The following is a 26,485-nucleotide window of genomic DNA, read 5'->3' on the forward strand; positions in this document are numbered from 1 at the left end:
CGCATGCAACCTCTGAGGAGCACCTCGCCTGGCCTCACCCTTCCTTCTCCCGCCGCAGCAATTCCGCCTTTATCTCGGTGCCATAGGCATAGCCGCCCAGGCCGCCGTCGGCAGCGATTACGCGGTGGCAGGGGATGAGGACGGCGATGTTGTTTGCGCCATTGGCGCCGCCCACGGCGCGGCTGGCCTTGGGGCTGCCGAGCGCGGCGGCGAGTTCGCCATAGCTGCGGGTTTCGCCCGGCGGGATGTCGCGCAGCGCCTGCCACACGCGTTGCTGGAAGGCGGTGCCTTTCACGTCCAGCGGGATGTCGGCGCTGGTGGCGGTATGCGGGGCCTCGACCGCGGCGGCGACCTGTTCGAACAGGCTGCGGAAGTCCTCCCCGCCGTTGGCCAGTTCCGCCTTGGGAAAGCGGGCGCGCAATTCCTCCTCGCCCTCATCGAAGGACAGGCAGCAGACCCCGCGCTCGGTCGCCGCGACCAGCATCGGGCCGATCGTGGTGTCGACTTTCGCCCAATGCACCGTGCGGCCCTTGCCGCCATCCTTCCAGTCGCTGGCCGTCATGCCGCTGTCCTTCCTGTCGTCGTAAAAGCGTGAGGGTGAGGCATAGCCCGCTTCGTAGATCGCGCCGGTCACGCTGGTGCCCCCGGCCAGCGCCTCTTCCGCCCGCTCGCGGCGCAGCGCGCGTTGATAGGCGGCGGGCGACAGGCCCACCGCGCGGGTGAAGATGCGCTGGAAATGGGTGGGCGAATAATCGGTCAGCGCGCCGAGCCGGTCGAGCGAGAGGCTGTCCTCGGCTTCCTTCATCGCGGCGAGCGCGTGGAGCACGGCCTGTTCCTCCCGGCTCTGCTGGTCGGGGGCGCAGCGTTTGCAGGCGCGCAGCCCCGCCGCCTCTGCCGAAGCGGGATCGGCATAGAAGCGCACGTTTTCCCGCTTGGGCGCGCGTGCCGGGCAGGAGGGGCGGCAGTATATGCCGGTCGAGTGCACTCCGGTCACGAAAGCCCCGTCGAACCGCCGGTCCTTCGCCAGCGCGATGCGCCAGCGTTCCTCGTCGGTCAGGGGTGGGGTGTCGGGCGTCTTTACCATGGGCTGCTTTCCTAGCGTGTGGGGCAAGGAATGCCAAAGCTCTGGACGCGGCGCATCCCGAACCTTGCGGTCAATGCGGGGACATAGGTAAGGACCGGCGCCAATGACACGTTTTCTCACAGCAATCGCGGCACTGATGGCGCTGCTCCTGCCCGCCATCGCGCAGGCCGAACCTGCCGATATCGATGTGGCGGCGCGCGGCGTGGTCCGCGTCGTGATCCTTGGGCAGAGCAGCAATGACGAGATCTATCCCGTCAGCCATGGCACCGGCTTCGCCGTCGCGCCGGACAAGATCGTGACCAATGCCCATGTGGTGCGCGATGCGATGAGCGACGGCGATCTGCGCATCGGCATCGTGCCCAGCGGCGGGGGCGAGGCGGTGTATGGCCAGATCATCGCGGTCAACAGCCGCACCGATCTGGCGCTGGTCGAGGTGACGGGCGATCTGCGCCTCCCTCCCCTCGCCATCACCTCGCGCGAGGTGGCGGACAGCGGGCAGGTGGTCAGCGTGGGCTATCCCATGAATGTGGACCGCGCGCAGGGTCTGGCGATGAGCGATATCTTCCGCTCCATGCCGCCGGTGAAGAGCCCCGGCTTCGTCTCGGGTGCGCGGCCGAGCCGCCAGTTCGATACCATCCTCCACACCGCGCCCATCGCGCGCGGCAATTCGGGCGGCCCGCTGCTCGATCCGTGCGGTCGCGTGGTCGGGGTGAACAGCTTCGGCGCGGACAATGAAGGCGGCGATGCGGAATTCTTCTTCGCCGTGTCCAACCGCGAACTGCTGCCTTTCCTGCGCGAGAACGATGTGACCCCGCGGACCAATGACAGCCCCTGCCGCAGCCTCGCCGATCTCGATGCGGCGGAGAAGGAGCGGCTGGACGCGGAACGAGTGGAGGCCTTGCAGAAGCTGGCCCAGCGGACCGAGGAGACGCGCGAGAAGCGCGAACGTGCATTGCTGAAAGCGCAGCTGAGCGTGGCGCAGGACCGCGAGGACCGAATGGCGCTGGCTTTCGTGCTGCTGCTGGTCGCCTTCGGCCTGGGCCTGTGGGCATGGAGCCACCGCGAACGTACCGATTCCGAGGCAGAGGACGCCCCGCTGCGCCATAAGAAAGCGAACATCGCCTTCGCGCTTGCCGGCTTCCTTATAGTGGTGGCGCTGATCGCCTTCGTGACGCGGCCCGGCCTGGACGAGATCGACCGCCGCGTGGCCGCCGATATGCAGGATGGCACCACCGCTTCGGGCGGCAGCGACCCGCTCGCCGCCAATGCCGGGGGCGATGGCAGCTTCGTGTGCCATATCCTTCCCGAACGCAGCCGCATCACCAATGCGGAAACGCCCGAACTGATTTTCGACTGGACTGCTGAGGGCTGCGTCAACGAGCGCACGCAATATGGTTATGCCTCGGGCAATTGGTCGCGCGTGTTCGTACCGAACGAGGAAGACGCCGTGGCCGTGAACAGCTTCGATCCCGACCGCCGCATCTTCCGCTCCGAACGCTATCTCCTGCCGCGCAGCGCGATGAGCGAGGCCCGCGAGGCGCGCGGAAAGTACAAGGCCCCCAGCTGCGGCGCACAAGGTGCGGCGAGCACGCTCGGCGATCTGCAGGGCGAAGTCCTCGGCCAGCTTCCCCGCCAGCCCAACGAACGGCTGGTCTATCAGTGCGAGCCGAACGAAGGCCCGTGATCAACTAAGCTGACTCGGGTTGCCTTGCGGGACCCCCTTTGCTAGGCGCGCGCCAATCTTGCCGGGGCGATTCAATTTCGCTGCTAATCGGCATGGACGTACAGAACCCTTTTTCCGACCCTTAGAGGACGAGAGACGCGTGGATATTTCCGCCGGTATTCGGGCTAGCCTTGCAGGGCGTTATGCCTCAGCCCTATTCGATCTGGCCAGCGAGGCCGGGACCGTTACCGCGGTCGAATCGGACCTCGACAAGCTCGAGGCTGGCCTGGCCGAATCGCCCGAGCTCAAGATGCTCACCACCAATCCCCGCGTGACGCGTGGCCAGGCCGAAAAGGCCCTGTGGGGCGTATCGGCCATCATGGGCCTCAGCGACCTGACGCAGAAGTTTCTCGGCACGCTGGCGCAGAACCGCCGTCTCGGGCAGCTTCCCGGCGTCATTCGCGCCTTCCGCACGATCGCTTCCGCCCAGCGCGGCGAAGTCTATGCGGATGTTACCAGCGCCCATGCGCTGACCGACGCGCAGCTTGCCGATCTCAAGAGCAAGCTCACGGCCCGCGAAGGCCGTACCGTCAAGCTTTCCACGAAGGTCGACCCCGAGATTCTCGGCGGCCTCGTCGTAACCATCGGATCGAAGCGTATCGACGGCTCGATCCGCACCCGTCTCAATTCTCTCGCCCAGGCCATGAAGGCTTAAAGGACTAGAAACATGGATATCCGCGCCGCAGAAATCTCCAAGGTCATCAAGGACCAGATCGCCAATTTCGGCAGCGAAGCCGAAGTCAGCGAAGTCGGTTCCGTTCTCTCCGTTGGTGACGGCATCGCCCGCATCCACGGCCTCGACAACGTCCAGGCCGGCGAGATGATCGAATTTGCCAATGGCGTGCAGGGCATGGCCCTGAACCTGGAAGCGGACAATGTAGGTGCCGTGATTTTCGGCGCCGATACCGACATCGCCGAAGGCGACACGGTCAAGCGCACCGGCACCATCGTGGACGTTCCCGTCGGCAAGGGCCTGCTCGGCCGCGTGGTCGATGCTCTGGGCAACCCGATCGACGGCAAGGGCCCGATCGTTGCCGACAAGCGCATGCGCGTCGAAGTGAAGGCTCCGGGCATCATCCCGCGTGAATCGGTTTCCGAACCCGTGCAGTCGGGCCTCAAGGCCGTCGACGCGCTCGTTCCCGTCGGCCGCGGCCAGCGCGAGCTGATCATCGGTGACCGCCAGACCGGTAAGTCCGCCGTCGCGATCGATACCTTCATCAACCAGAAGGAAGCCAACGCAGGCGACGACGAAGGCAAGAAGCTATACTGCGTCTATGTCGCCGTCGGCCAGAAGCGCTCCACTGTCGCCCAGATCGTGAAGAGCCTCGAAGAAAACGGCGCGATGGAATATTCCATCGTCGTAGCCGCTACCGCTTCGGAGCCCGCTCCGCTGCAGTATCTCGCACCCTACACCGGCTGCGCGATGGGTGAATTCTTCCGCGACAACGGCATGCACGCCGTCATCTGCTACGATGATTTGTCCAAGCAAGCCGTCGCCTATCGCCAGATGTCGCTGCTGCTTCGTCGTCCTCCGGGCCGTGAAGCTTATCCGGGTGACGTGTTCTATCTCCACAGCCGCCTGCTCGAGCGCGCAGCAAAGATGAACGGCGCCAATGGCGGCGGTTCGCTGACCGCACTGCCGATCATCGAAACGCAGGCAGGCGACGTGTCGGCCTATATCCCGACCAACGTGATCTCGATCACCGACGGCCAGATCTTCCTTGAGACCGACCTGTTCTATCAGGGTATCCGTCCGGCCATCAACGTCGGCCTGTCGGTCAGCCGTGTGGGCGGTGCCGCCCAGACCAAGGCGATGAAGAAGGTCTCTGGCTCGATGAAGCTCGACCTTGCCCAGTATCGCGAAATGGCTGCCTTCGCGCAGTTCGGTTCGGACCTCGATGCTGCCACGCAGAAGCTGCTCAACCGCGGTGCGCGCCTGACGGAACTGCTCAAGCAGCCGCAGTTCAGCCCGATGCCGTTCGAGGAGCAGACCGTGTCGATCTTCGCCGGTACCAATGGCTACCTCGACGATGTCGCAGTGAACCGCGTAACCGATTACGAAGAGCAGATGCTGAGCTACATGCGCAGCGAGCATGCCGACGTGCTGGAAACCATCCGCACCACCGGCAAGTTCGAAGACGACACCAAGAACAAGGTCGTCGACGCGCTGAAGGCTTTCGCCAAGCAGTTCGCCTGATCGAGAGATGAGCTACACCGTCTTCGCCACGATCCCGGTCAAGCCGGAGCATATGGAGGCCGCCGCACAGGCAGTGGCCGCCATCGTGCCTGCGACTCGTGACGAAGCCGGTTGCATCTCGTTCGAACCGCGCCGCGCCGCGGACGGTTCGAGCATGATCATGATTTTCGAAGAGTGGGCGGATCGCGACGCGTTCGATTTCCACCATGCTCAGGAATATACCAAGGACGTCTTCGCGAAATACGAGAGCTGGCTCCAGTCGGAACCCCAGCTCGTCGAAGTGAAGTCGCTGGAAGGCTGAACGAGATATGGCAAGCCTCAAGGAACTCAAGGGCCGGATCAACTCGGTCAAATCGACCCAGAAGATCACCAAGGCCAAGCAGATGGTCGCAGCGGCCAAGCTGCGCCGTGCGCAGGCCGCGGCCGAAGCTGCCCGCCCCTATGCGGAACGGCTTTCGGGCGTGATGGGATCGCTGGCAAGCAAGGTGGCTGGCGACAGTGCGCCCATGCTGCTGCGCGGCAATGGTGCAAACCAGCGCCACCTGCTGGTGGTGGTCAACACCGACAAGGGCCTGTGCGGCGGTCTCAACGCCAATATCGTCAAGGCTGCCAAGGCCAAGGCGAAGGCGCTGATTGCCGAAGGCAAGGACGTCACCTTCTACCTCGTGGGCAAGAAAGGCCGCGCGCCGATCAAGCGTGACTATCCCAACCGGATCGCCAAGCACTTCGACACTTCCGAAGTCCGCCAGCCGGGCTTCGAGGAAGCCGAGGAAATCGCCGACGATCTGATCGCCCAGTTCGAGCAGGGCGAATTCGATGTCGCCCATCTCGTTTTCCCGATCTTCAAATCGGCCCTCGCGCAGGATCCCACCGTGGATCAGCTCATCCCTGTTCCGCCGCCAGAGGCTGACGGAGTAGATGGCATGGCCGGCAATGGCGCCGTGGTCGATTACGAACCGGGCGAAGAGGAAATCCTCGAGGACCTGCTGCCCCGTTACGTGAAGACGCAGATTTTCGGTGCTCTGCTGGAACGCGAAGCATCCGAACAGGGCGCCTCGATGACCGCCATGGACAACGCCACGCGTAACGCAGGCGATCTGATCCAGAAACTGACCATCCAGTACAACCGCAGCCGCCAGGCCGCCATCACCACCGAGCTGATCGAAATCATCGCCGGTGCCGAAGCTCTTTAAAGGACGAATAGACGTGAAGAAACTCGCCCTCCTCCTCCCGGTCTTCGCCCTCGCGGCCTGCGGTGAAGAGCCCGCACCCGAGCCGACCCCGGCCGAGGTTGCCGCGCCCGAACCGGTCAGCACCCTGCCCGCTCCGGACACGGAACTCTTCAAGACCACTTTCGCCGAAACCTGTGAAGGCGCAGAACCGGTCAACAACGCCGTGTGCCGCCGCGCCATGGGTGCCGAGACCGTAACCTGCGAATTCGGCCTCGGTGAAGACGAATACCTTCGCCACGAGGCAACTCTTGCCGTTAACGAGACGAACGACGGCTGGATGCTCGCAGACGCCGACGCCCTTTGCGCCGAACACAGCGCTCACCACAAAGCCTCCTGAGCCAGTAGGAACCTTTCATCATGGCCACCGCACCAAAGCTTAATCAAAGCCCCAATGGCGTAATCAGCCAGGTTATCGGCGCCGTCGTCGACGTCGCCTTCCAAGGCGATCTGCCGCCGATCCTGACCGCGCTGGAAACCAAGAACGGCGAGAACACGCTCGTTCTCGAAGTCGCCCAGCACCTCGGCGAAAATACCGTCCGTACCATCGCGATGGACGGCACCGACGGTCTCGTCCGTGGCCAGGAAGTCGTGAACACCGGATCGCAGATCTCGGTTCCTGTCGGACCCAAGACGCTCGGCCGCATCATGAACGTCATCGGCGCACCGATCGACGAACGCGGCCCGATCGGCGCTGAAGAAAGCATGCCGATCCACGCGGACGCACCGCTCTTCGTCGACCAGTCGACCGAAGCGGCCATCCTCGTGACCGGCATCAAGGTCATCGACCTTCTCGCCCCCTACGCCCGTGGCGGTAAGATCGGCCTGTTCGGCGGCGCCGGCGTCGGCAAGACCGTGCTGATCCAGGAACTCATCAACAACATCGCGAAGGGCCACGGCGGTGTGTCCGTCTTCGCCGGTGTGGGTGAGCGTACCCGCGAAGGTAACGACCTTTACCACGAATTCCTCGACGCAGGCGTTATCGCCAAGGACGAAGACGGCAACGCCACTTCGGAAGGTTCGAAGGTTGCGCTCGTGTTCGGCCAGATGAACGAGCCTCCGGGCGCGCGTGCCCGCGTTGCTCTCTCGGGTCTGACCATGGCGGAATATTTCCGCGACGTCGAAGGCCAGGACGTGCTGTTCTTCGTCGACAACATCTTCCGCTTCACGCAGGCGGGTTCGGAAGTGTCGGCACTGCTCGGCCGTATCCCTTCGGCCGTGGGCTATCAGCCGACGCTGGCCACCGACATGGGTAACCTGCAGGAACGCATCACCTCGACCACCAAGGGTTCGATCACCTCGGTCCAGGCCATCTACGTTCCCGCCGACGACCTTACCGACCCGGCTCCGGCTGCCTCGTTCGCCCACTTGGACGCCACGACCACGCTGAACCGCGCGATTTCGGAACTGGGCATCTACCCGGCCGTCGACCCGCTCGACTCCACCAGCCGCGTGCTCGAACCGCGCGTCGTCGGTGAAGAGCACTACCAGACGGCTCGCCGCGTTCAGGAAACGCTGCAGAAGTACAAGAGCCTGCAGGACATCATCGCCATCCTCGGCATGGACGAACTGTCTGAAGAAGATAAGCTGACTGTGGCCCGTGCCCGCAAGATCCAGAAGTTCCTCAGCCAGCCGTTCCACGTGGCCGAAGTCTTCACCAACATTCCCGGACAGTTCGTCCAGCTGGAAGACACGGTGAAGTCGTTCAAGGCTGTCGTCGACGGTGAATACGATCACCTTCCGGAAAGCGCCTTCTACATGGTCGGCGGCATCGATCAGGTGGTCGAGAAGGCCCAGAAGCTGGCGGAAGAAGGCTAAGCATGGCCCTGCATTTCGAACTCGTCACTCCGGCCAAGCTGGTCCGTTCCGAGGAGGTCCACATGGTGGTCGTCCCCGGCGCGGAAGGCGAATTCGGTGTGCTCGACGGGCATGCGCCCTTCATGTCGACCATCCGCGACGGCGCCGTGCAGGTCTACAAGACCGAAGGCGCTGCGCCCGAGACCATCGAAGTCCGCGGCGGCTTCGCAGAAGTGGGCGATAAAGGCCTGACAGTCCTCGCCGAACACGTCGAGGGCTGATCCGGCCTCACAATGAATTTAAAAGGGCGGCCGATGTGCCGCCCTTTTTCATGCCGCAAATGGAAAAGTAACCCGGGCCCGCTATGGCGATTCCGGACAGGGAGTTATCGAACCAGCATGGTCATTCGCGGCATTACCTTCGGCTATCTGACCATTATCGCGATCGCGTGTGTCGCCTTGTTGCTTCCCCTGCCGGACAACAGCCGGGGCGATTCCTTCCTGACGCTCGCGGTACTGGTCATCCCATTCTTCCTCTGCGCGCAGCCGCTGCGCCTGATGCTGAAGCGCCACCCCGCCCCCACCCGGCAATTGGTCGCAGAGTTCCGCGCCAACTGGCCTCAGATCCTGTGGGCGGCAGCGCTCTACCTCTCGCTTGCGGTCACGCTTGAAGCATTCAGCGCCATCAAGAAGTCGATCCCCTTCATCGTGCCGTTCTATCTCGATCCGTTCCTGATCGATCTTGACCGGACCCTCTTTTTTGGCACCGATCCCTGGCGTGTGACGCATACCCTGTTCGGGTGGCTGACCCAGCCGATCCTGTGGCTCTACAATGGCTGGCATTTCGCCCATATCGGGCTGGCCGTCTGGATCGCCTTTGCCTTCGACGAGGTCCAGAAGGTCCGCTTCACGCTGCTACTGCAGTTCATCTGGCTTGGGCTGGGCGGAGGAGCTGCACTAGCTCTTTCGTCGGTCGGCCCGATCATGGTTGGGGATTTCTATCCCAATGATGAGTTCCGACCTCTGCTGGACCTCCTCCAGCGGGAAGCGCCCTCGCTCATCACGACCAAAAACCTGCTTATTTCGACCATGGACGATCCGCTCCTCATCAGCGGCATTTCGGCTATGCCCTCGGTTCATGTAGCCATAGCGACTGCCATCGCCCTCTGGCTGCAGCGATACCGGATCCGGGTGCTGACGATACTTGGCTGGCTCTACGCGGCGGCCATCTATGTCGGTTCGATCCATCTCGGCTGGCATTATGCCACCGACGGTATGTTCTCAGCCGCCATGGTGCTGCTGGTGTGGTGGCTTTCCGGCCGGTACGTCCGGTGGCTGCAGAGCCGGGAATTCAACCTCGGACACCCTCGCCCCGCTTCGACAGCGTACGAAAGCTGACCGTGCAATCGTCGAACGGTTGAAAGGAGCCGACGGGCGATTTTACTCTTTCGTCCCGCGGCGGCATAGTGGCGCCTTTCCTAGGAGGGACGCGATAAATGAAACTTGTATCGACACTCGCGATGGGGGCGGCCATGGCCTTCGGCATGACGACACCCGTATTAGCGCAGGACGGCATTCCCGGCCCCGACGAAGATCCCTTCATCTGGCTGGAAGAAGCCCGCAGTGACAAGGCCCTAAACTGGGTCGAGACCGAAAACGAGCGGACCACCGCCCACATGATGGCAGACCCGCGCTTCGCCCAGCTCAAGGCGGAAGCGCTGGCGATCTACGACAGTGAAGACAAGATCCCCTATGTCTCCTTCCGTCCGGATGGCCTGTATAATTTCTGGCAGGACAAGCAGAACCCCAAGGGCATTCTGCGCCGCACCACGCTCGAAAGCTATCGCAGCGACGAACCGCAATGGGAAACCGTGTTGGACATCGATGCGCTGGCCGCTGCCGAAGGCAAGGAATGGGTCTACAAGGGCTCGTCGTGCCTGCCGCCCGAAATGCGTTACTGCATGATTTCGCTGTCCGACGGGGGGAAGGATGCCACCGTCATGCGTGAATTCGACATGCAGACCGGGACCTTCGTGGAAAACGGCTTCGTCATCGACAGCGAAAGCCAGGGCGATGCCGAATGGCTTGACCGCGATACCCTGCTGGTCAGCCGCGATTTCGGCGAAGGCACGCTGACGGAGAGCGAATATCCCTTCACCACCCGCCTGTGGAAGCGCGGAACCAAGCTTGCCGATGCACCGGAAATCTACCGAGGCGAAGCGAGCGACGTCTGGGCCGGTGCCGGCCTGCTGCGCGATAGCAAAGGTACGGTTCACGGCTATACCGCCATGCGCGGCACGTCCTTCCACGATCGCGCCTGGTATCTTCAGCAGGATGGCGAATGGGTCCGGCTCGACATGCCCGAAAAGTCCTCGCTTGGCGGGATCATCGATGGGCAGATGCTGTTCTCGACCGATGTCGACTGGACGGTGGGCAATCAGACCTTCCCGGCCGATTCGCTGATTTCCGCCGATCTGCAGGAATTCCTCGCCGATCCGAACGGCGCGACCAAGACGCTCGTCTGGGCACCGGGCGACCGGCAGACCAAGCAGGGCGGCGGATCGACCGCCAACAGCTACTACATCAACATTCTCGACAATGTGATCGGGAAGGTCCTGAAGTTCGACTATGTCGAGGGCAAGTGGGTCAGCAGCGAAATCGCCCTGCCTGACAATGCCACCGTCGGTGTGGCTGCCACGTCCGACGAATCCGACGACATCATGTATTCGGTGACCAACTTCCTCGAACCGAGTGCGCTCTACTATTCCGACGGCGCATCGACCCCGGAAATCATCAAGACCTCACCCGCCTATTTCGACCAGGCCGGAATGGACGTCGAACAGTTCGAAGCCACGAGCAAGGACGGGACCAAGATCCCCTACTTCCTCGTCAAGCCCAAGGGCATGGTGATGGACGGCACCACCGCCACGCTCTTGACCGGTTACGGGGGCTTCCAGGTGCCGCGTCTGCCCAGCTATCTCGGCACGACCGGCAAGCTGTGGCTCGAAAAGGGCGGCGCCTATGTGCTGGCCAATATGCGCGGCGGTGGCGAATTCGGCCCGATGTGGCACCAGAGCGCCATTCGCGAAAACAAGCAGCGGACTTGGGATGATTTCATCGCCGTGGCCGAAGATCTGGTCGCTCGCGGCATTACATCGCCAGACCACTTGGGCATCCAGGGCGGTTCGCAGGGCGGCCTGCTGGTGGGCACCGCCTTCACCCAGCGTCCGGACCTGTTCGATGCGGCGATCGTCCAGATCCCGCTGTTCGATATGCTGCGCTATCACCTGATCGGCCGCGGTGCTTCGTGGATCGGCGAATATGGCGATCCGCGCATTCCCGAACAGCGTGCATGGATCGAAGGCTATTCGCCCTACCAGAAGATCGTGGAAGGCGTGGATTATCCCGAACCCTTCCTCTGGGCATCGACCGCCGATGACCGCACCCATCCGGCGCATGCGCGTAAAGGTGCAGCCAAGCTCAAATCGCTCGGTCAGCCCTACTGGTATTACGAAGAAACCACCGGCGGCCATTCGGGCGGCGTCGACAATGAACAGCGCGCCCAGCTCCAGGCCCTGCAGATGGTCTATCTGATGCAGCGTCTGATGGACGACAACTCCGGCGAATAAACCCGCCAGAACCAGTGAAACCGATAGAGGGGCGGTCAGGAATGGCCGCCCCTTTTTTATCGCGCCCGTTTCACCGGCGCTTGGAAATCGGCGGGCTTGTCGGCAATCCAGCGCAGGAACCGGGCCATGTCTTCCGAGGCGGCAAGACGATCCCGATCGTCACCAAACCGCGCCAGTTCGGCATTGGTGAAATTGGCGTGGATCGTCTTGTGGCAGATCGGATGGACCGGCACCGTTGTCCGGCCCTTCTTCGATTTTGGGACAGGATGGTGCCACTGGATGCGGCGGCCCAGCGGGCGACCGCATAGCCAGCAGGTGAACGGCTCTTCGCTCAGCCCTTGTCGCCCCTGTCTTTGTTTTCGGCGGCCTTCTTCTTTTTCATCGTATCGTGGAAACGGTCGGCCCAGCCCGGTTTGACCATCTGGTCAGCGCGAACCATGCGCAATTCGCCAGCCGCCACGTCGCGGCTCACCGCGCTGCCGGCCGCTACAATGGCGTCCGCACCGATGGTAACGGGCGCGATCAGCGCGCTGTTGGAGCCGATGAAGGCGCGTTCGCCGATTGTCGTCTTGTGCTTGAAATAGCCATCGTAATTGCAGGTGATCGTGCCCGCGCCGATATTGGCGCCTGCGCCGATTGTCGCATCACCGAGATAGGTCAGATGATTGGCCTTGGCGCCTTCGCCCAAAGTGGCCTTTTTCATTTCCACGAAATTGCCGACCTTGCTTCCCTTTTCCATCACGGCCCCGGGGCGCAGGCGGGCATAGGGGCCCACTTCACAGCCCTCGCCAACGCTGGCGCCTTCCAGATGGCTGAACGCGCGGATAGTCGCGCCGTTGGCCACCGTCACGCCGGGCGCGAAAACGACATTGGGCTCTATGGTCACATCGCGGCCAATAACCGTGTCATAACTGAAGGACACGGTTTCGGGGGCCTTCAGGCTGGCACCTTCGGCCATGGCTTCCTCGCGGCGGTATTCTTGCCACTGCCGCTCTGCCGCGGCGAGTTCGGCCCGGCTGTTAATGCCCGTCACCTCGTTCGGATCGGTGCAGGAGATCACGGCGCTGGTATCGCCGTCTTCATTGGCGATATTGACGACATCGACGAGGTAATATTCTCCCTGCGCATTGTCATTGCCCACGCGGCGCAACAGGTCGAACAGATCGGCCGAGCGAGCCGCCATGACGCCCGAATTGCACAGCCGACAGCCGCGCTCTGCTTCGTTGGCGTCCTTGAATTCGACCATCTTGGAAATTCGGCCGCTCTCATCCGCAATGACGCGGCCGTAATGGCCCGGATCTTCAGGCTCGAAACCCAGTACCACCACCTTCGGCTTGTCTTCGGCATGGAGCCTGTCGAGCATGGCTTCCATCGTTTCGCCGCGCACGAAGGGAACGTCGCCGTACAGGACCAGCACATCGCCCGAATAGCCCTTCAGGCCACCCTCGGCCTGCTGCACCGCATGGCCGGTGCCGTGCTGCGGTTCCTGCAGGGCTGTCTCGGCACGATCGCCCAGCGCTTGTTCGACCTGGTCGCGCCCCGCGCCGACGATGACCACTTTCTTGGCCGGTGCCAGTTCGTCTACCGTGGCCAGCAGATGATCGAGCATGGGCCGTCCGGCAATCGGGTGGAGCACCTTGTGCAGCTCGCTCTTCATGCGAGTGCCCTTGCCCGCGGCAAGAATGACGGCGGCGAAATCGCGTTTGTTTTCCATGTCGGGGGCCATGCCATCATTCGCTTGCAGTTTGAAGAACCATCCTGCACTCGATTGGCAATGGCAGATTTTCCCTTCGATATCGTCGCCTTCGACCTCGATGGCACCCTTCTCGAAACGCACCGGGATCTTGGCACGGCGGTCAATCATGCGCTCGCGCTTGGCGGTTTCGCCACGATCCCGGTCGAAAGCGCGACCGACCTGATCGGCGGCGGTGCCAAGGCCATGCTCAAGCAGGCGATCGACCAGCAGGGCGGCCTTCCGCATGAGGAATTCCGCAAGCTCTATAAAAAGATGCTGGCCTATTACGGCGAGAATTATGCCGTTCACACGCGCCCCTATCCCCATGCGGTGGAGGTGCTCGACACGCTGGCTGCCCGGGGCATTGCCACCGGCGTGGTGACGAACAAGTTCGAGGAATTTGCCCGCGGCATTCTCGGCACGCTGGGGCTGCTCGACCGCTTCGCCTTCGTGATCGGCGGCGACAGTCTCGGCAAGGACGCGGACGGCAATTACATCGCCAAGCCCGCAGCAGATCCGCTGCTCAAAGCACGCGAACTGGCGGGCGGCGGCGCGATGGTCTTCATCGGCGACAGCAGTTACGACATGAAAGCGGCCCGCGCGGCAGGCGTCCCCGCCATTCTGGCCTGCTATGGTTATTGTGACGGCACGGCGGCGGAACTCGGCGCCGAAGCGGCGATTGATTCGCTGGCCGAACTGATCCCGACGCTGGATCGGCTCTAGCCCTCGTCCTGCCCCTACGGCACGGCGGATCGCCGCGCATACGGTTGCAAGTGCGGGGTTTAAGTGCCACTTCGCCTAGGCAATTGACCTTTACGTAAACGACAAACAACACAGGAGCAGCCCCATGAGCATCGATTTCAAGGACAAGGTAGCCATCGTCACTGGCGCAGGCGGGGGCCTGGGCCGCGAATATGCGCTCGAGCTCGCCCGCCGCGGTGCCAAGGTCGTCGTCAACGATCTGGGCGGTTCGCGCGATGGCACCGGCCATTCGGACATGGCCCTGCAGGTCGTCGAGGAAATCGAGAAGGCTGGCGGTGAAGCCGTGTCGAATGGCGGCAGCGTCACCGAATTCGACCAGATGGAAAAGATGGTCGCCGACGCCAAGCAGAAGTGGGGCGGCGTGCACGTCGTCATCAACAACGCAGGCGTCCTGCGCGACAAGACCTTCGCGAAGATGACCATGGACGATTTCGAATTCGTCGTGGATGTCCACCTCAACGGTTCGGCCAATGTGTCGAAGGCCGTCTGGGAAACCATGCGCGAGCAGGCCTATGGCCGCATCCTCATGACCGCTTCGTCGACCGGCCTGTTCGGCAACTTCGGCCAGGCGAACTATGGCGCGGCCAAGCTCGGCCTTGCCGGCCTGACCAAGACGCTGCAGCTCGAAGGCGCGAAGTACAACATCAAGGTCAACACGATCAGCCCGGTCGCCGGTACGCGGATGACTGAAGATCTCTTCCCCGAAGAAGCCTTCAAGCTGTTCGATCCGGTGAACGTGGTCCCGGCCGCACTCTTCCTCGTCAGCGAAGATGCCCCGACCAATGCCATCGTGGGCGCAGGCGCAGGCGGCTTCCACAGCGCCTGGACGGTGATGAACGACGCCGTGTGGCTCAAGGATGAAGAGCGGACCGTCGAAGGCTTCGCCGCCAACTGGGACAAGATCAGCGACTTCTCGAACCTCAAGGCCCCGCAGTCGGGTGCCGAACAGTCGGGCGCGATCCTGACCGCGATGCAGAAGGTTACCGGCGAGGGTCCGTCCTCGGCACGCGGATAATCCAAGCGAACTGCACGACCACAAAACTCGTCGTAGAACATTGCAACCCCGCATCATCTCCGGATGGTGCGGGGTTTTCTTCTCATCAGTGCCACGCACGTTTTCGATCTCAGCCCTCACAGCGTATTGACCTAGTAATACACCAAGCCTATGCCACTCTCTCCTTCAATCGGGAGATTTGGCGATGTACAGCCAGGAAGACCTGAATTCCGCCGTAAGCGCAGGTGTCATCAGTGCCAATGCCGCCAATGCCCTGCGCGCGCACGTTGCTGCATCGCGCGATGCAGTGCCCGCCGATGCGGAGCATTTCCGGCTTGTCACGGGATTCAACGATATCTTCGTGAGTATCGGGGTGGTCATCCTGCTGCTGGCTGCCGGAGGGATCGGGCAGCAAATCGCAAATGCGTTCACCGCCCCGCCCGTGATGGATATCTTCGATCCTTCTGAGGCGCAGATGGATGCGTTTATCGCTGCCGACAGGCTGCGCACCGGTCTGCAAATGATCCTCGGCGGAGTACTGGTGTCGGCTACCTCCTGGTTGCTGGCCGAATTCTTCACCCGCCGCAAACACATGGCGCTGCCTTCCATCCTCCTCCTCCTGGCCTTCGTGGGCGCGGTATTCGCCGCGATCATTGGCGTGGGCAATGTGCTGGGCGTGATGGCTTCGGACACAAGCAGCGCGGTCCTCATCTCCGCTTCGGGCCTGATCACGGCCGGGGCAGCCTGGCTTCACTGGCGCCGGTTCATGGTGCCCATCACCGTGGCCGCAGGCACGGGCGCGCTGGCCGTAACGGTAATCGCCATCATTGCCGCCGTTCTCGGCAACCCCGGAGAAACTGTGATCCTTTCGCTTGTGCTGGTATCCGGCCTCGCCATCTTCGCCCTCGCCATGCGCTGGGACATGACCGACCGCGATCGCACCACACGGCGCAGCGACGTGGCGTTCTGGCTCCACCTGCTGGCCGCCCCCATGATCGCGCATCCGCTGTTCTATTCGCTCGGCGTGACGCAGGGCGACAATATCGGCGCGGGCGCTGCACTGGCGGTGCTGGCGATCTATATCGTCTTCGGGATCGTGGCCCTGTCGGTCGACCGCCGGGCGCTGCTGGTCTCTGCCCTCGCCTATGTGTTGATCGCACTGACCTATCTGTTCCGGGAATTCGGCGCGGTAGAGCTGAACTTTGCGCTGACCGCGCTGGTCATCGGATCGGCCCTGCTAACGCTCAGCGCGCTGTGGACCCCGATCCGCCGAGCGGTAGTGAATGGTCTTCCAAGCGATTTGCAGGCCCGGCTACCAGCCACCGCCTGATCAACCGGCCACCGAGAGAAGGGTTCGTCCATGAGGGGCGGGCCCTTTTTCGTATCCGCCTTTGAAGAGGGTCGGGTTTATTCGTCCACCGCCTTCAGCAGGCGTCGCTCCAGCGGGGCGAGAACCCCGGCCAGTTCGTGGCCGCGTTTCAGCACCTGCCCATGTTCACCGAACAGCGTCCACATACCCTGCTTTGCACGCAGCGACGGACGTTTTTCTATCCGCGCCTGCGGCCGTTCGGCGTGACGCACAAAGGCGGCAAAGGTGGCGACATCCTTGGTGAAATCCATCGCATAATCGCGCCAGTGTCCGGCAGCGACCATGCGCCCGTAGACATCGAGAATCTTGGCCAGTTCATCACGGACGAAACCAACCTGCCCCGGCTTGCGCCCGGGGAAAGCAACGACATTCGCACTATTCGGCTGCGCCATCAGTCGGCGGTACCACTGCGCTGCTGCGGCTCTTGCGGTTGGCCGTTGTGCTGAGCCGCCCGCAATTCGGCGATCTCGCCGCGCAGGATCTGCAATTCAGCTTCCAGCCGTTCGACACCATCGCGGCTCGGCTCGCACGGATCGTCGCACGGCGTGCCGTAGGGCATGAATTCGCGCATCCATTCCTCTGCCGGCATCAGTGTGCTTCGCGCCTTGAGACCGATCATCGTCGCGCCTTCGGGTACTTCGTCGGTAACAACAGCATTGGCACCGATCCGCGCCCGCCGACCCACGGTGATGGGGCCGATAACCTGCGCGCCCGAACCGATGATCACATCGTCTTCGATCGTCGGGTGGCGTTTCCCGCCAACGCCGTTGGTCGGATTGGTCCCACCCAGTGTGACGCATTGATAGATGGTGACATTGTCACCGATATGGGCCGTTTCCCCGATCACAGTGAAGCCGTGATCGATGAAGAAATTGCGGCCGATCCTGGCACCGGGATGAATATCGATCCCCGTCACCATGCGGCTGAAATGATTGACCAGCCGGGCAAGGAAAAACAGATCTGCTTCGAACAGCCAGTGCGCCACGCGGTGATAGCCCAGGGCCCAGACACCGGGGTAAAGCAGGACTTCCCAGCGGGTGCGCGGTGCAGGATCGCGCTCCTTGATCGAGTCCAGATAGGCGATAAGCCGTTCGAACATACCCGGGAATTCTCTCACTTACCGCAGATCAAAGCAAGCGCGCCTGTTCGGGGCCTTCCACGGCTTCCAGCGCGTCGCGCCAGACGGACATGGTGGCGGGCTGCTTGCGTTCAAGACTCAGACGGTCGATTTCAGCAACGATCCGCTCGATAGCGGCATGGCTGCGCTCCATCCGCGGAACGAGATAGGCGGGTGCCCCTTCGCCCAGGACAAGGCCGCGCTGCGCAGCATGACTCAGCATGAGATCGGCCGCCATTTCATCGTCCGGCGGGCCCAGTTCAAGCTGTAGCGCCGCGCCCATCCGGCTGCGCAGATCGGGAAGCTGGATATTCCACCGTTCCTGCCCAATGGTCAGCAGCAGGGGGAAGCCGTCTTCGCGCGCGCGATTCCAGGCGTGGAATATCTCGGTTTCGTCCTGAAGGTGCGCATCGTCGATCGCCCCGCCGCCGGTGTGAGAGCCGAACCAAGTGGCGATCAGCGATTTGCCAGAACGTGGCGGGCCGCTGAGGATGGCCGTGCCGAAGGGCCAGCTATGCGGATCGCGCAAGGCGTCCGCCACCGTCGCATTCGCCGCCCCCAGCACGATGCTGGGTGCCTCCTTGGGTACGGGATGCAATAGCGGGAGCGCGATTTGCGTCATGGCAAACAGAATTGCCGCCCGCTCAGCGGCTGATCAAGAGCGCGGTCGGCCCCTGCTGAACGGCAAAACCCTTGGCCCGCAGCGCGTCGGCCAGCCCGCTGATGGAGCCGGAATAGCTTACCGTCAGCACCGAGGTGCCGCCAATCGCGGTGGAGCGAACGCCCGAAGACCGAACCCCCGGTGTGGCGCGGACGTCTGCCAGGATCGCGCTGAAGCTGTCCGCATCGGGCGATGCGAACTGGACCGTATAAAGCGCGACCGATCCTTCGGGCGGCGGGCGATCGATGGGCGCGGTGCTCAGCGCTCCGTCGCTGGTGGTCGGCGCGGGCGCGGCCTCGGCCTGCGCGCGCTGTTCGTCCTGAACGCGAAGCCTGCGGCCCAGATCGACGAGCCGCTGGATCGCGGGATTAAGTTCGCCCGGCTTCACATCCAGCGTAGGATCGGGCTGGATCTTGCCCGAGGCAAGCGCGCTTTCGAACAGGCTGTCGAAGCGACGCACGGCCTTGGCCAGCATCAGCGGCAGTTCGTCAGGATTTTCGGCCCGCATGGTGAAGCTGGCCAGGAAATCGCTGTCGGGCCCATGGCGGGCGGTGAAGGTCCCTTCGATCGGGCCCCCGGGATAGGAATATTTCAGGTTGGCAATCGGGACCAGTACGTCCGCCGCGCCGAATTCATCGAGAATGTTGTTCCACCACACGCGGCTGCGGCGCGTGGTCTGGCCGAATGTCAGCAACAGCGATTCGCCGCCCGATCCCTGCGGACGCACGTAATCGATTCGACTCTGCCCGGCCTGATATTCGGCCCAGGCCGCCTGCCACGGGTTGCGCTGCTCATACATGAGCTGCGTTCCGCCGGAGACGGTAACGGGCAGGACCAGCATTGGCGCACTGCGCGCTGCGCGGCCATCTTCGCCCAGATAGGCGGAGGCCCTCTGCCGGTCGAACACCACGCCCAGCGTGGCGACATAGCGTTTGGGCCCGAGCCGTTCGCTTTCGATCACGATTGCCGACACAAGGCTGACGATGCGCGATTCGGGAAGATCCGGCCCGTCGAGCTTTTCCCAGGCTTTTACCTGCGCTTCACGCCACGCCTCTTCGCGTGCTTCCACGCCGCTATCGGCGCTGACATCGACTTCGATGCCGGAAACCTGAATGTCTGTGGAGGCTGCAACCGGCGCGATTCCGCGATCGCCGCCAACCTGTGCCTGCGCCAGCCAGCCGGCCCCACCCGCCAGGGCAAGACCTGAAGCGATGAGTGCGGTGCGCGCGCGACGGGAAGAGAAAATATGTATGCCCATGGGGTGTTCGGGGGCCTTTTGCCCAAAGCATTCCGGAAATCCAAGCGGGAATGCTGGAAATTGCAGGCGAATTGCGCAAAAGGCTTGGCGCATGAGCAGCAACACGCCTTCCTACACCTACGAACAGGCCGGAGTTTCGATCGATGCGGGCAATGCGCTCGTCAAGGCGATCGGACCGCTGGTGAAATCCACCATGCGTCCCGGCGCCGATGGGGAGATTGGCGGCTTCGGCGGCTTCTTCGATCCCAAGGCCGCCGGCTATAAGGATCCTTTGCTGGTCGCAGGCAACGATGGCGTGGGCACCAAGCTCAAGCTGGCGATCGATACCGACATGCACGATACCGTCGGCATTGACCTGGTCGCCATGTGCGTGAACGATCTGATCGTTCAGGGCGCGGAACCGCTGTTTTTCCTCGACTATTTCGCCACCGGCAAGCTGGAGAACGGGGTTGCCGAACGCGTGATCGCGGGCATCGCCGAAGGGTGCAAACAGGCCGGCTGCGCGTTGGTCGGCGGCGAAACGGCAGAAATGCCTGGCATGTATGCAGGCGGCGACTATGACCTCGCAGGCTTCTGCGTCGGCGCGGTGGAACGCGGTGAACAGCTTACGGGTGACCGCGTTGCACCGGGCCACATCCTCCTCGGCCTCAAAAGTTCGGGCGTGCATTCCAACGGTTTCTCGCTTGTCCGGCGACTTGCCGAAGACAAGCACTGGAAGCTCGACCGGCCCGCACTGTTCGACAGCGAGCGGCTGCTGATCAATACGCTGATCGAACCCACGCGCATCTATGTGAAGACACTGCTTCCGCTGGTCCGTGATGGCCTGATCGACGCGATGGCGCATATCACCGGCGGTGGTCTGCTCGAAAATATCCCGCGCGTGCTGCCGCAAGGCGCGCATGCCGAGGTGGATGCCGATGGCTGGGACCAGCCGGGGCTTATGGCGTTCCTGCAGGCCCAGGGAAATATCGAACCCGGCGAAATGGCGCGCACCTTCAACTGCGGCGTCGGAATGGTGCTGGCCGTGGCCCCGTCCAAGGTCGAGCTGGTCCGCACTCGTCTCGAAGAGGCAGGCGAAGACGTGCTGGCGATCGGCCGCATTATCGAAGGCGACAAGGGCTGCACCGTCCGCGGCTCGCAAGGCACATGGTCCGCGAAAGAGGATTGGGAGGCCGTGCATCTTGGGTGACACGGCTTCGCCGGCCAGGACCAGGGTCGCGATTTTCATTTCCGGGCGCGGCAGCAACATGGCTGCCCTGCTCTATGCCGCGGCTCTGCCGGACGCTGCCTATGAGGTGGTGCTGGTTGCCGCCAACGATCCGGAGGCCGAAGGGCTCGCCCTGGCCTCGGCAGAAGGAGTTCCCACCTTCGCGCTCTCGCATAAGGGGATGAGCCGCGCGGATCACGATGCGGCGATGGACGAAGCCGCACGCAAGGCGGGGGCCGAATTCATCGTGCTGGCCGGCTATATGCGCATCCTGACCGAAGACTTCGCGCGCCAGTGGCAGGGCCGCATGCTCAATATCCACCCCTCCCTGCTCCCGAAATATCCGGGGCTCGACACCCATCAGCGCGCGATCGATGCGGGCGATAGTCATGGCGGCGTGTCGGTCCATCTCGTCACGCCCGAACTCGATGCAGGACAGGTGCTGGCCCAAATGCCGGTCGCGATTCGCGAGGGCGAGACCGCGGACAGCCTTGCCGAGCGGGTCCGCTTTGCCGAACACCAGCTCTATCCCCGCGTCCTGAACGATTATCTCAGTGTGCAGCGCTGATGGGCCGCCTCAGCCCCTACATCTTTTTCCTGCTCGCGATCCTCGCCTTCGGCATGATCGCTTTGCAGCCCGACGAAAGCTGGCAGACCGAGCAGGTCAATATGGTCGATGCCGTGCTGATTACCGTAGGCGTACTGATCGGTGCCCATGTCCTGCGTAAGGTCGGCCAAGTAGTCTACAAGCGCTGGAAGGACCGGCAGGAGTGAGCCCGCCGCGCCCGCATCTCTTCGCGCGTTCCGCAATCGCAGAGCGTGCCAACCAGGCGATTGCGGGCATGTGGGCGCGTGGCTGGACCGAAAAACCGCGGCTCGATCCTGACTTTCTGTGGGAGGAAGGGGCGAAAGGCTTTTCTGCCGAAGACGAGATATCCATCCGCGGCGAAGAGGACGTGGCCGATTTCCGGCTGCGGCTTGAAAAACTATGTCAGGCGTTGACCGGGGAAGCGCAGCTCAACGCGCTGGGCCATACCATGGCCTATGGTCAGTTGAAGGGCGCGATCCGCAAGCGGCACGCGCTAGGGCGGTTGTGGCGGGAGAAGCCTGATCTTGCGACCGCCACCATCGCGGCCCCCATTCTCGTCCTTGGCCAGATGCGCAGCGGTACCACGCGTGTGCAGCGTCTGCTGGCAGCCGATCCACGGTTCAGCGGCACAAGGTTCTGCGACAGCCATGATCCACTCCCTTCCCGCCCTGACCTGCGCCCGCTGAAGGCCAGGGTCGGCCTGTTCCTGGCGCGAAGCGTCAACCCGTGGCTCGAAACCATGCATCCCTTCGGCGCCATCCGCACCGATGAAGAAATCGGCTGGCTCGCAGCCGCACTCTCCCCCGCGGCGTATGAAGCGCAATGGCAAATCCCTTCCTTCGTCGCCTTCAGCGAAGACCGGAGCGCTGCGCCTATCTATCGCGAATTCAGCAGGATCTTGCGGACGGATGCCGTCGGGCACGGCAATGCCACGCGCCCACGGGTACTGAAATGTCCGCAGTTCAGCGAGGATTTGCCGGAACTGATTGGCCAGTTTCCCGATGCCCGCATTGTCTTATGCGAACGTGACCGGAAAGCAGTTCTGGCGAGCAGCGTTTCGATGGTCGCCAGCCAGCGCGCCTATCAGAGCGACAGTCACAGCGAGGTTGACCTGCGGGGGGAGTGGGAACGCAAAATCGACCTACGCGACACACGAATGACAGCGGCCCTTGACGAAGCTCATATTCCCGTCTCCCGGGTTTGCTTCCGCCGCCTGAACGATCAACCGCACCACGTGCTGGATTCTGTCTACCGGGATCTGGGCCTGGATTACGATCGGCTCGCCAGAACGGCAGCGGAGGGCGAACTTGCCCGGGCTGAGAAGGGCCACCATCGCAAGCACCGTACCCAGATCGCGCGGCTTGCACCCGCTCTGCGCGAAACTTCAGGCTGAGGAATGGCTGTGTTGGCGGCTGGCGTATTCGGGAAGGGTCATCTGGGCGAGTGACCGCGTCACCTCGGCAGAGCATATCCGTCCGTCTCGGAAGAGCACGCGCCACATGGTGGGCCCGCCAATCTCTTCGATCTCGCTTTCCAGATGGCCTCTCAGAAGCACTTCGCCGCGATTATGGTCCAGCGAATCGATCACGGTTGCCGGGCGACCGGCTGCTTCACGGAATCGGCGATCTTCCTCGATATATCTGTCCCGTCCGACGATGCTTCTGCCGGTGGCATCGTAGAATCGGAAATCCTCGGTAAGGTACTGATCGATATTGGAATAATCCATCCGGCTTACCGCCGAAACCAGATCCCGCACCAGCATTTCGCGCTGGCGCTTTTGACTGACCCGATTGAGGATTGTGGAAAGCATAACGGGTACACCCTTACCATAAGGGGGTACCCGCTGCCTATTTCATATGTTTTACCCGATCGAAACTATAACTAAGTTTCAAATGCGGGACGCAATCAGCCGACGATTTCGTCTTCGTTGAAGAAGAATTCGATCTCGGTCTTGGCGTTCTCGTCGCTGTCCGAACCGTGGACCGAGTTGGCTTCGATCGATTCCGCATAGGTCTTGCGGATCGTGCCTTCGTCTGCATCGGCTGGGTTGGTGGCGCCCATTACGTCACGGTTGCGCTTCACGGCGTCTTCACCTTCGAGCACCTGAACCACGACCGGGCCGGAGATCATGAAGTCGACCAGTTCGCCGTAGAAGGGGCGTTCCTTGTGAACGGCGTAGAAGCCTTCGGCCTGTTCCTTGGTCATCTGGATACGCTTCGATGCGACGACGCGCAGGCCGGCATCTTCAAGCATCTTGGTAACCGCGCCGGTCAGGTTGCGGCGGGTGGCATCGGGCTTGATGATCGAAAAGGTGCGGGTAACCGCCATGTTCAAGTTCCTTGCGAAATATGGTTGTCGATTTTTAGGAGAGTGTTCTCGCGCGCGCCCCTAGCGTCCGCACACGCGGACGGCAAGATTTACCGCAGGCCGCTGGTAACGCTGACCTGCCCTTCGGTCTGCCGCGCCCTGCGCGTGACCTGCAGCGCAAAACTTGTGCGGTCTGCCGAATTCTCGCCGCCCAGCGTGGTAGTTTCCCCGGCGTCGACCTCCACCTCCACATCAATACCGGCATCTTCCGCCTGCATGCGATAGAAATCGACCACGCTTGCCCGCGGATCTGGGGTGGTGAATTCGACTGTGACGAAGGCGCCCTCGCCCTGCTCCACCCAGGTCGTATTGGTAATCTGCGCATTGGGATAAGCAGTGAACGGCGGAGGAAAGCGCGCTTCGACATCGCTGCCGGCAAGCATCCTTGTCGTGACCCCGTCGGAATCGGTCAGCGTTGCGCGCACTTCGCCACTTTCCGGGTCGATGTCGTAAGAGCCGATGGGCTCCGCCGCGTCCTCCTGCGCTTCGCCCTGGCCCTCATCGTCATCCACCCTGGAGCAGGCAGACAAGGTCAGGGCGGGAATAAGGATGACGGGAAGCAGATGTCTCATGCTCTCTCGACGGGCGAGAGGCAGGCGGGTTCCTGCAAATTCAGCGGCCTTCGCGCCAGCCGCCTTCCGGTGTCTGCTTGAAGATGCGGTTGTCTATCGACTCTCTAGAAGCGAGATCGCGCCATAGCGTGCGCGCATTGTCGGTCGCGTCGGCATCGAACAGCAGCATCACGCGATCGAACACATTCGCCTCTTCGCGCCATTTCCCGTCGGCAAGGATGGCCATGCGGGCATCGTTCGGTGCTGCGCAATCCGCGGACAGGAGGATCGGCTGGCGCGAGGCGTGGGGGCCATCAACCGGGCCATTGGCCAAAAAGGCACCGCCGCCCTGGCCCCACAATGTCTGCGACAGCCCTTCGCGGGCCTCGGCATCTTCCGCCACGACAACCAGGCGTTCGCCCGCCTGCAAAACCTTGCGAGCAAGCTTGCCCACCGTCACATCCACCGGATCGCGGCTGAGCTGATAGAAATCGACACGCATATCTATGTCCTACCGCTCCGCTGCTTAATGAAGATTAGCCCTCACCGGATTTGGTCCGGCGGCACCGTTCGGAACAATAGCGGACATTGTCCCAGTCGCGCGCCCATTTCTTGCGCCAGGCGAAGCTGAGGCCGCAAGTTGCGCAGACCTTGGTCGGAAGGTCTGCCTTGCGCCTCATCTTCGCCATGACGCCGTTGCCGCCTCAGCCTTCCGCGGTATCCGCGATCAGGCGGTCGATCAGGCGCACACCGAAACCGGTGGCACCCTTGCCCCAGGTGCGGCCGGGCTTGTCCGACCATGCCGTGCCGGCAATGTCGATATGGGCCCAAGGCGTATCGTCGAGGATGAAGCGCTGGAGGAATTGCGCGGCCGTGATCGAGCCTGCACCCTTGCCGCCGATGTTCTTCATGTCGGCGATCGGGCTGTCGATCAGCTTGTCGTAAGCCTTGCCGATCGGCATGCGCCATACCTTGTCGCCAACGGCCTCGCCTGCATCGGCCAGTTCCTTGGACAGCGTGTCGTCGTTCGAGAACAGGCCGGCATATTCATTGCCCAGCGAAATGATGATCGCACCCGTCAGCGTGGCGAAATCGACGATGCGTGCAGGCTTGAACTCGGTCTGGGTCCAGTGCAGCGCATCGGCCAGCACCAGGCGGCCTTCGGCATCGGTGTTGAGGATTTCGATGGTCTGGCCGCTCATGGAGGTGACAACGTCGCCCGGACGCTGTGCGTTACCGTCAGGCATGTTTTCCACCAAGCCCATGACGCCCACGACATTGGCCTTCGCCTTGCGCTTGACCAGCGACAGCATGCCGCCCGCGACTGCGCCGGCACCGCCCATGTCCCACTTCATGTCTTCCATGCCGGGTCCCGGCTTGATCGAGATGCCGCCGGTGTCGAAGGTCACGCCCTTGCCGACGAATGCGGTCGGGGCTTCGCTGCCGCCGCCGTTCCAGCGGATTGCGAGGATGCGCGATTCGCGCGAGGAACCCTGCCCGACGCCGAGCAGCGATCCCATGCCGAGCTCTTCCATCTGAGCTTCGTCGAGCACGACGAGTTCGGCGCCGGTCCCTTCGAACCGTTCCTTGCAGCGGGCCACGAAGCTTTCGGGATAGATGATGTTGGCCGGTTCGGTGATCAGTTCGCGGGTGAATTCCACGCCTTCTGCCAGCGCGGATGCTTCGGTCCAGGCATCTTCGATGCCGTCCGGGCCGCCGACCACGGTCACGCTTTCCAGCGTCACCTTCTGATCGTCCTTCAGCTTGGTGCGATAGATGTCATAGCGCCAGTTGCGCAGCCGCAGGCCAAGCAGGACATGCGCCGCTTCGTCTGCCGACAGGTCGCTTTCGGTAAGGTCGAGCACCAGTTCCTTGTCGCCGCTCGACTGGTATTTACCGGCCAGCGCAGCGCCGGCCTTTTCCAGATTGGCGAGGCGGGCGTCGGACGTCTTGTCGCCCGCGCCGGCCAGCGCCAGCCGGGCAACCTCGCCGCCGTCTTCGACGAAGCCGTCGAAGGTCTGGCCGGTGTTGCCACGGAAACGCGCTGCCTCTGCCCCTGCGCGCATCGCGGCATTGGTGGCAGAAGGAAGCTTGCCCTTGTCGACCACATGCGCAATTAGGCGCGCGCCTTGCGGACGGGACTGATTGAACTGAATGTGCATGGATTCTCCAGAATTCTCTAATGAGCGGGACGCGCCCGAAAGCTGCAAGTCCCGA

General features: G+C 62.8%; 30 protein-coding genes. 17 read left to right on the plus strand and 13 right to left on the minus strand.

Annotated features, from left to right (window positions below; translation table 11 throughout):
* Positions 1-34 precede the first annotated feature (34 nt).
* Complete coding sequence (ada, locus tag ACYQ0G_RS05050; RefSeq protein ID WP_460100075.1) at positions 35-1,084, minus strand: bifunctional DNA-binding transcriptional regulator/O6-methylguanine-DNA methyltransferase Ada; 1,050 nt, start codon at positions 1,082-1,084, stop codon at positions 35-37.
* 103 nt (positions 1,085-1,187) lie between these two features.
* On the opposite strand from ada, the gene ACYQ0G_RS05055 reads away from it, so the two are divergent.
* The 10 genes from ACYQ0G_RS05055 (at position 1,188) to ACYQ0G_RS05100 (ending at position 11,658) form a co-directional block, all read left to right on the plus strand.
* Positions 1,188-2,768 carry a trypsin-like peptidase domain-containing protein gene (locus tag ACYQ0G_RS05055; protein WP_460100078.1) on the plus strand — a complete coding sequence of 527 codons (1,581 nt, stop codon included), beginning with the start codon at positions 1,188-1,190 and terminating at the stop codon, positions 2,766-2,768.
* 139 nt (positions 2,769-2,907) lie between these two features.
* A complete protein-coding gene (locus tag ACYQ0G_RS05060; RefSeq protein WP_460100081.1) occupies positions 2,908-3,462 on the plus strand; it encodes a F0F1 ATP synthase subunit delta in 555 nt (184 codons plus the stop codon).
* 12 nt (positions 3,463-3,474) lie between these two features.
* The gene (gene atpA / locus ACYQ0G_RS05065; RefSeq protein WP_460100084.1) at positions 3,475-5,004 is read left to right on the plus strand and encodes a F0F1 ATP synthase subunit alpha; all 1,530 of its coding nucleotides are present in this window, start codon (positions 3,475-3,477) and stop codon (positions 5,002-5,004) included.
* 7 nt (positions 5,005-5,011) lie between these two features.
* Entirely contained in the window at positions 5,012-5,305 is a 294-nt protein-coding gene (locus tag ACYQ0G_RS05070; protein WP_460100087.1) for a putative quinol monooxygenase, read from the plus strand.
* 7 nt (positions 5,306-5,312) lie between these two features.
* On the plus strand, positions 5,313-6,197 hold the full coding sequence (locus ACYQ0G_RS05075) for a F0F1 ATP synthase subunit gamma (protein WP_460100090.1): 885 nt from the start codon (positions 5,313-5,315) through the stop codon (positions 6,195-6,197).
* A gap of 13 nt (positions 6,198-6,210) precedes the next feature.
* Entirely contained in the window at positions 6,211-6,573 is a 363-nt protein-coding gene (locus ACYQ0G_RS05080; protein ID WP_460100092.1) for a hypothetical protein, read from the plus strand.
* A gap of 20 nt (positions 6,574-6,593) precedes the next feature.
* Positions 6,594-8,051, plus strand: a complete 1,458-nt coding sequence (atpD, locus tag ACYQ0G_RS05085) for a F0F1 ATP synthase subunit beta (RefSeq protein ID WP_460100095.1) — start codon at positions 6,594-6,596, stop codon at positions 8,049-8,051.
* Positions 8,052-8,053: 2 nt separating this feature from the next.
* Positions 8,054-8,311 (plus strand): ATP synthase F1 subunit epsilon, encoded by a 258-nt coding sequence (locus ACYQ0G_RS05090; RefSeq protein ID WP_460100098.1) that lies wholly within the window; start codon positions 8,054-8,056, stop codon positions 8,309-8,311.
* Positions 8,312-8,428: 117 nt separating this feature from the next.
* Complete coding sequence (locus ACYQ0G_RS05095; RefSeq protein WP_460100100.1) at positions 8,429-9,427, plus strand: phosphatase PAP2 family protein; 999 nt, start codon at positions 8,429-8,431, stop codon at positions 9,425-9,427.
* Positions 9,428-9,525: 98 nt separating this feature from the next.
* Positions 9,526-11,658, plus strand: coding sequence for a prolyl oligopeptidase family serine peptidase (locus ACYQ0G_RS05100; RefSeq protein WP_460100103.1), 2,133 nt, complete (start codon positions 9,526-9,528; stop codon positions 11,656-11,658).
* 56 nt (positions 11,659-11,714) lie between these two features.
* Here ACYQ0G_RS05100 and ACYQ0G_RS05105 read toward each other — a convergent pair whose 3' ends face one another.
* Complete coding sequence (locus ACYQ0G_RS05105; protein WP_460100648.1) at positions 11,715-11,993, minus strand: HNH endonuclease; 279 nt, start codon at positions 11,991-11,993, stop codon at positions 11,715-11,717.
* Entirely contained in the window at positions 11,990-13,372 is a 1,383-nt protein-coding gene (gene glmU, locus ACYQ0G_RS05110; RefSeq protein ID WP_460100105.1) for a bifunctional UDP-N-acetylglucosamine diphosphorylase/glucosamine-1-phosphate N-acetyltransferase GlmU, read from the minus strand. Before glmU ends, ACYQ0G_RS05105 begins: the two co-directional genes overlap by 4 nt.
* 60 nt (positions 13,373-13,432) lie before the next feature.
* On the opposite strand from glmU, the gene ACYQ0G_RS05115 reads away from it, so the two are divergent.
* The 3 genes from ACYQ0G_RS05115 to ACYQ0G_RS05125 all read left to right on the plus strand — a co-directional run bounded on the left by ACYQ0G_RS05115 (position 13,433) and on the right by ACYQ0G_RS05125 (position 16,479).
* Positions 13,433-14,116, plus strand: coding sequence for an HAD-IA family hydrolase (locus tag ACYQ0G_RS05115; RefSeq protein ID WP_460100108.1), 684 nt, complete (start codon positions 13,433-13,435; stop codon positions 14,114-14,116).
* Between the two features lie 124 nt (positions 14,117-14,240).
* On the plus strand, positions 14,241-15,170 hold the full coding sequence (locus ACYQ0G_RS05120) for an SDR family NAD(P)-dependent oxidoreductase (RefSeq protein WP_460100110.1): 930 nt from the start codon (positions 14,241-14,243) through the stop codon (positions 15,168-15,170).
* 184 nt (positions 15,171-15,354) lie between these two features.
* Positions 15,355-16,479 (plus strand): hypothetical protein, encoded by a 1,125-nt coding sequence (locus tag ACYQ0G_RS05125; protein ID WP_460100113.1) that lies wholly within the window; start codon positions 15,355-15,357, stop codon positions 16,477-16,479.
* A gap of 77 nt (positions 16,480-16,556) precedes the next feature.
* Here ACYQ0G_RS05125 and ACYQ0G_RS05130 read toward each other — a convergent pair whose 3' ends face one another.
* Genes ACYQ0G_RS05130 through ACYQ0G_RS05145 form a run of 4 tightly spaced genes read right to left on the minus strand, consistent with a single transcriptional unit; the run spans position 16,557 to position 19,554 of the window.
* Positions 16,557-16,910, minus strand: a complete 354-nt coding sequence (locus ACYQ0G_RS05130) for a DUF2794 domain-containing protein (protein WP_460100115.1) — start codon at positions 16,908-16,910, stop codon at positions 16,557-16,559.
* Complete coding sequence (epsC, locus tag ACYQ0G_RS05135) at positions 16,910-17,617, minus strand: serine O-acetyltransferase EpsC (protein WP_460100117.1); 708 nt, start codon at positions 17,615-17,617, stop codon at positions 16,910-16,912. Before epsC ends, ACYQ0G_RS05130 begins: the two co-directional genes overlap by 1 nt.
* Before the next feature lie 28 nt (positions 17,618-17,645).
* The gene (locus tag ACYQ0G_RS05140) at positions 17,646-18,257 is read right to left on the minus strand and encodes an HdaA/DnaA family protein (RefSeq protein ID WP_460100119.1); all 612 of its coding nucleotides are present in this window, start codon (positions 18,255-18,257) and stop codon (positions 17,646-17,648) included.
* Positions 18,258-18,279: 22 nt separating this feature from the next.
* A complete protein-coding gene (locus ACYQ0G_RS05145; RefSeq protein ID WP_460100121.1) occupies positions 18,280-19,554 on the minus strand; it encodes a heavy-metal-associated domain-containing protein in 1,275 nt (424 codons plus the stop codon).
* Between the two features lie 91 nt (positions 19,555-19,645).
* Between ACYQ0G_RS05145 and purM the strand changes: the two genes are divergently transcribed.
* Genes purM through ACYQ0G_RS05165 form a run of 4 tightly spaced genes read left to right on the plus strand, consistent with a single transcriptional unit; the run spans position 19,646 to position 22,743 of the window.
* Positions 19,646-20,743, plus strand: coding sequence for a phosphoribosylformylglycinamidine cyclo-ligase (gene purM / locus ACYQ0G_RS05150; RefSeq protein WP_460100124.1), 1,098 nt, complete (start codon positions 19,646-19,648; stop codon positions 20,741-20,743).
* Positions 20,736-21,329 (plus strand): phosphoribosylglycinamide formyltransferase, encoded by a 594-nt coding sequence (gene purN, locus ACYQ0G_RS05155; protein ID WP_460100126.1) that lies wholly within the window; start codon positions 20,736-20,738, stop codon positions 21,327-21,329. The genes purM and purN overlap by 8 nt, the downstream gene beginning before the upstream one ends.
* Positions 21,329-21,535, plus strand: coding sequence for a hypothetical protein (locus ACYQ0G_RS05160; RefSeq protein ID WP_460100128.1), 207 nt, complete (start codon positions 21,329-21,331; stop codon positions 21,533-21,535). The genes purN and ACYQ0G_RS05160 overlap by 1 nt, the downstream gene beginning before the upstream one ends.
* Positions 21,532-22,743: a sulfotransferase gene (locus ACYQ0G_RS05165; RefSeq protein ID WP_460100131.1), complete on the plus strand. Its 1,212-nt coding sequence runs from the start codon at positions 21,532-21,534 to the stop codon at positions 22,741-22,743. Before ACYQ0G_RS05160 ends, ACYQ0G_RS05165 begins: the two co-directional genes overlap by 4 nt.
* Here the strand turns inward: ACYQ0G_RS05165 and ACYQ0G_RS05170 are convergent.
* From ACYQ0G_RS05170 to ACYQ0G_RS05195, 6 genes are all read right to left on the minus strand, one after another.
* Complete coding sequence (locus ACYQ0G_RS05170) at positions 22,735-23,160, minus strand: nuclear transport factor 2 family protein (RefSeq protein ID WP_460100134.1); 426 nt, start codon at positions 23,158-23,160, stop codon at positions 22,735-22,737. The genes ACYQ0G_RS05165 and ACYQ0G_RS05170 overlap by 9 nt on opposite strands.
* A 95-nt stretch (positions 23,161-23,255) precedes the next feature.
* A complete protein-coding gene (gene ndk / locus ACYQ0G_RS05175; protein WP_460100137.1) occupies positions 23,256-23,678 on the minus strand; it encodes a nucleoside-diphosphate kinase in 423 nt (140 codons plus the stop codon).
* An 89-nt stretch (positions 23,679-23,767) separates the two neighbouring features.
* Positions 23,768-24,289 (minus strand): hypothetical protein, encoded by a 522-nt coding sequence (locus ACYQ0G_RS05180; protein ID WP_460100139.1) that lies wholly within the window; start codon positions 24,287-24,289, stop codon positions 23,768-23,770.
* Positions 24,290-24,329: 40 nt separating this feature from the next.
* Complete coding sequence (locus ACYQ0G_RS05185; protein WP_460100141.1) at positions 24,330-24,770, minus strand: DNA polymerase III subunit chi; 441 nt, start codon at positions 24,768-24,770, stop codon at positions 24,330-24,332.
* 34 nt (positions 24,771-24,804) lie between these two features.
* Complete coding sequence (locus ACYQ0G_RS05190) at positions 24,805-24,957, minus strand: DUF2256 domain-containing protein (RefSeq protein WP_221542924.1); 153 nt, start codon at positions 24,955-24,957, stop codon at positions 24,805-24,807.
* Between the two features lie 15 nt (positions 24,958-24,972).
* On the minus strand, positions 24,973-26,430 hold the full coding sequence (locus ACYQ0G_RS05195) for a leucyl aminopeptidase (protein ID WP_460100144.1): 1,458 nt from the start codon (positions 26,428-26,430) through the stop codon (positions 24,973-24,975).
* Positions 26,431-26,485 lie beyond the last annotated feature (55 nt).

The sequence above is a fragment of the Qipengyuania triglochinis genome (genome assembly GCF_054655615.1).

Coding starts and splice junctions, on each gene's coding strand:
- ACYQ0G_RS05160 (WP_460100128.1), top strand. CDS start 21,329: ATGGGCCGCCTCAGCCCCTACATCTTTTTCCTGCTCGCGATCCTCGCC.
- ACYQ0G_RS05130 (WP_460100115.1), bottom strand. CDS start 16,910: ATGGCGCAGCCGAATAGTGCGAATGTCGTTGCTTTCCCCGGGCGCAAG.
- purM (WP_460100124.1), top strand. CDS start 19,646: ATGAGCAGCAACACGCCTTCCTACACCTACGAACAGGCCGGAGTTTCG.
- ACYQ0G_RS05070 (WP_460100087.1), top strand. CDS start 5,012: ATGAGCTACACCGTCTTCGCCACGATCCCGGTCAAGCCGGAGCATATG.
- ACYQ0G_RS05055 (WP_460100078.1), top strand. CDS start 1,188: ATGACACGTTTTCTCACAGCAATCGCGGCACTGATGGCGCTGCTCCTG.
- ACYQ0G_RS05120 (WP_460100110.1), top strand. CDS start 14,241: ATGAGCATCGATTTCAAGGACAAGGTAGCCATCGTCACTGGCGCAGGC.
- atpD (WP_460100095.1), top strand. CDS start 6,594: ATGGCCACCGCACCAAAGCTTAATCAAAGCCCCAATGGCGTAATCAGC.
- glmU (WP_460100105.1), bottom strand. CDS start 13,372: ATGGAAAACAAACGCGATTTCGCCGCCGTCATTCTTGCCGCGGGCAAG.
- atpA (WP_460100084.1), top strand. CDS start 3,475: ATGGATATCCGCGCCGCAGAAATCTCCAAGGTCATCAAGGACCAGATC.
- ACYQ0G_RS05145 (WP_460100121.1), bottom strand. CDS start 19,554: ATGGGCATACATATTTTCTCTTCCCGTCGCGCGCGCACCGCACTCATC.
- ACYQ0G_RS05170 (WP_460100134.1), bottom strand. CDS start 23,160: ATGCTTTCCACAATCCTCAATCGGGTCAGTCAAAAGCGCCAGCGCGAA.
- ACYQ0G_RS05185 (WP_460100141.1), bottom strand. CDS start 24,770: ATGCGTGTCGATTTCTATCAGCTCAGCCGCGATCCGGTGGATGTGACG.
- ACYQ0G_RS05100 (WP_460100103.1), top strand. CDS start 9,526: ATGAAACTTGTATCGACACTCGCGATGGGGGCGGCCATGGCCTTCGGC.
- ACYQ0G_RS05090 (WP_460100098.1), top strand. CDS start 8,054: ATGGCCCTGCATTTCGAACTCGTCACTCCGGCCAAGCTGGTCCGTTCC.
- ACYQ0G_RS05190 (WP_221542924.1), bottom strand. CDS start 24,957: ATGGCGAAGATGAGGCGCAAGGCAGACCTTCCGACCAAGGTCTGCGCA.
- ACYQ0G_RS05195 (WP_460100144.1), bottom strand. CDS start 26,430: ATGCACATTCAGTTCAATCAGTCCCGTCCGCAAGGCGCGCGCCTAATT.
- ACYQ0G_RS05180 (WP_460100139.1), bottom strand. CDS start 24,289: ATGAGACATCTGCTTCCCGTCATCCTTATTCCCGCCCTGACCTTGTCT.
- ada (WP_460100075.1), bottom strand. CDS start 1,084: ATGGTAAAGACGCCCGACACCCCACCCCTGACCGACGAGGAACGCTGG.
- ACYQ0G_RS05075 (WP_460100090.1), top strand. CDS start 5,313: ATGGCAAGCCTCAAGGAACTCAAGGGCCGGATCAACTCGGTCAAATCG.
- ACYQ0G_RS05115 (WP_460100108.1), top strand. CDS start 13,433: ATGGCAGATTTTCCCTTCGATATCGTCGCCTTCGACCTCGATGGCACC.
- ACYQ0G_RS05140 (WP_460100119.1), bottom strand. CDS start 18,257: ATGACGCAAATCGCGCTCCCGCTATTGCATCCCGTACCCAAGGAGGCA.
- epsC (WP_460100117.1), bottom strand. CDS start 17,617: ATGTTCGAACGGCTTATCGCCTATCTGGACTCGATCAAGGAGCGCGAT.
- ndk (WP_460100137.1), bottom strand. CDS start 23,678: ATGGCGGTTACCCGCACCTTTTCGATCATCAAGCCCGATGCCACCCGC.
- ACYQ0G_RS05125 (WP_460100113.1), top strand. CDS start 15,355: ATGTACAGCCAGGAAGACCTGAATTCCGCCGTAAGCGCAGGTGTCATC.
- ACYQ0G_RS05095 (WP_460100100.1), top strand. CDS start 8,429: ATGGTCATTCGCGGCATTACCTTCGGCTATCTGACCATTATCGCGATC.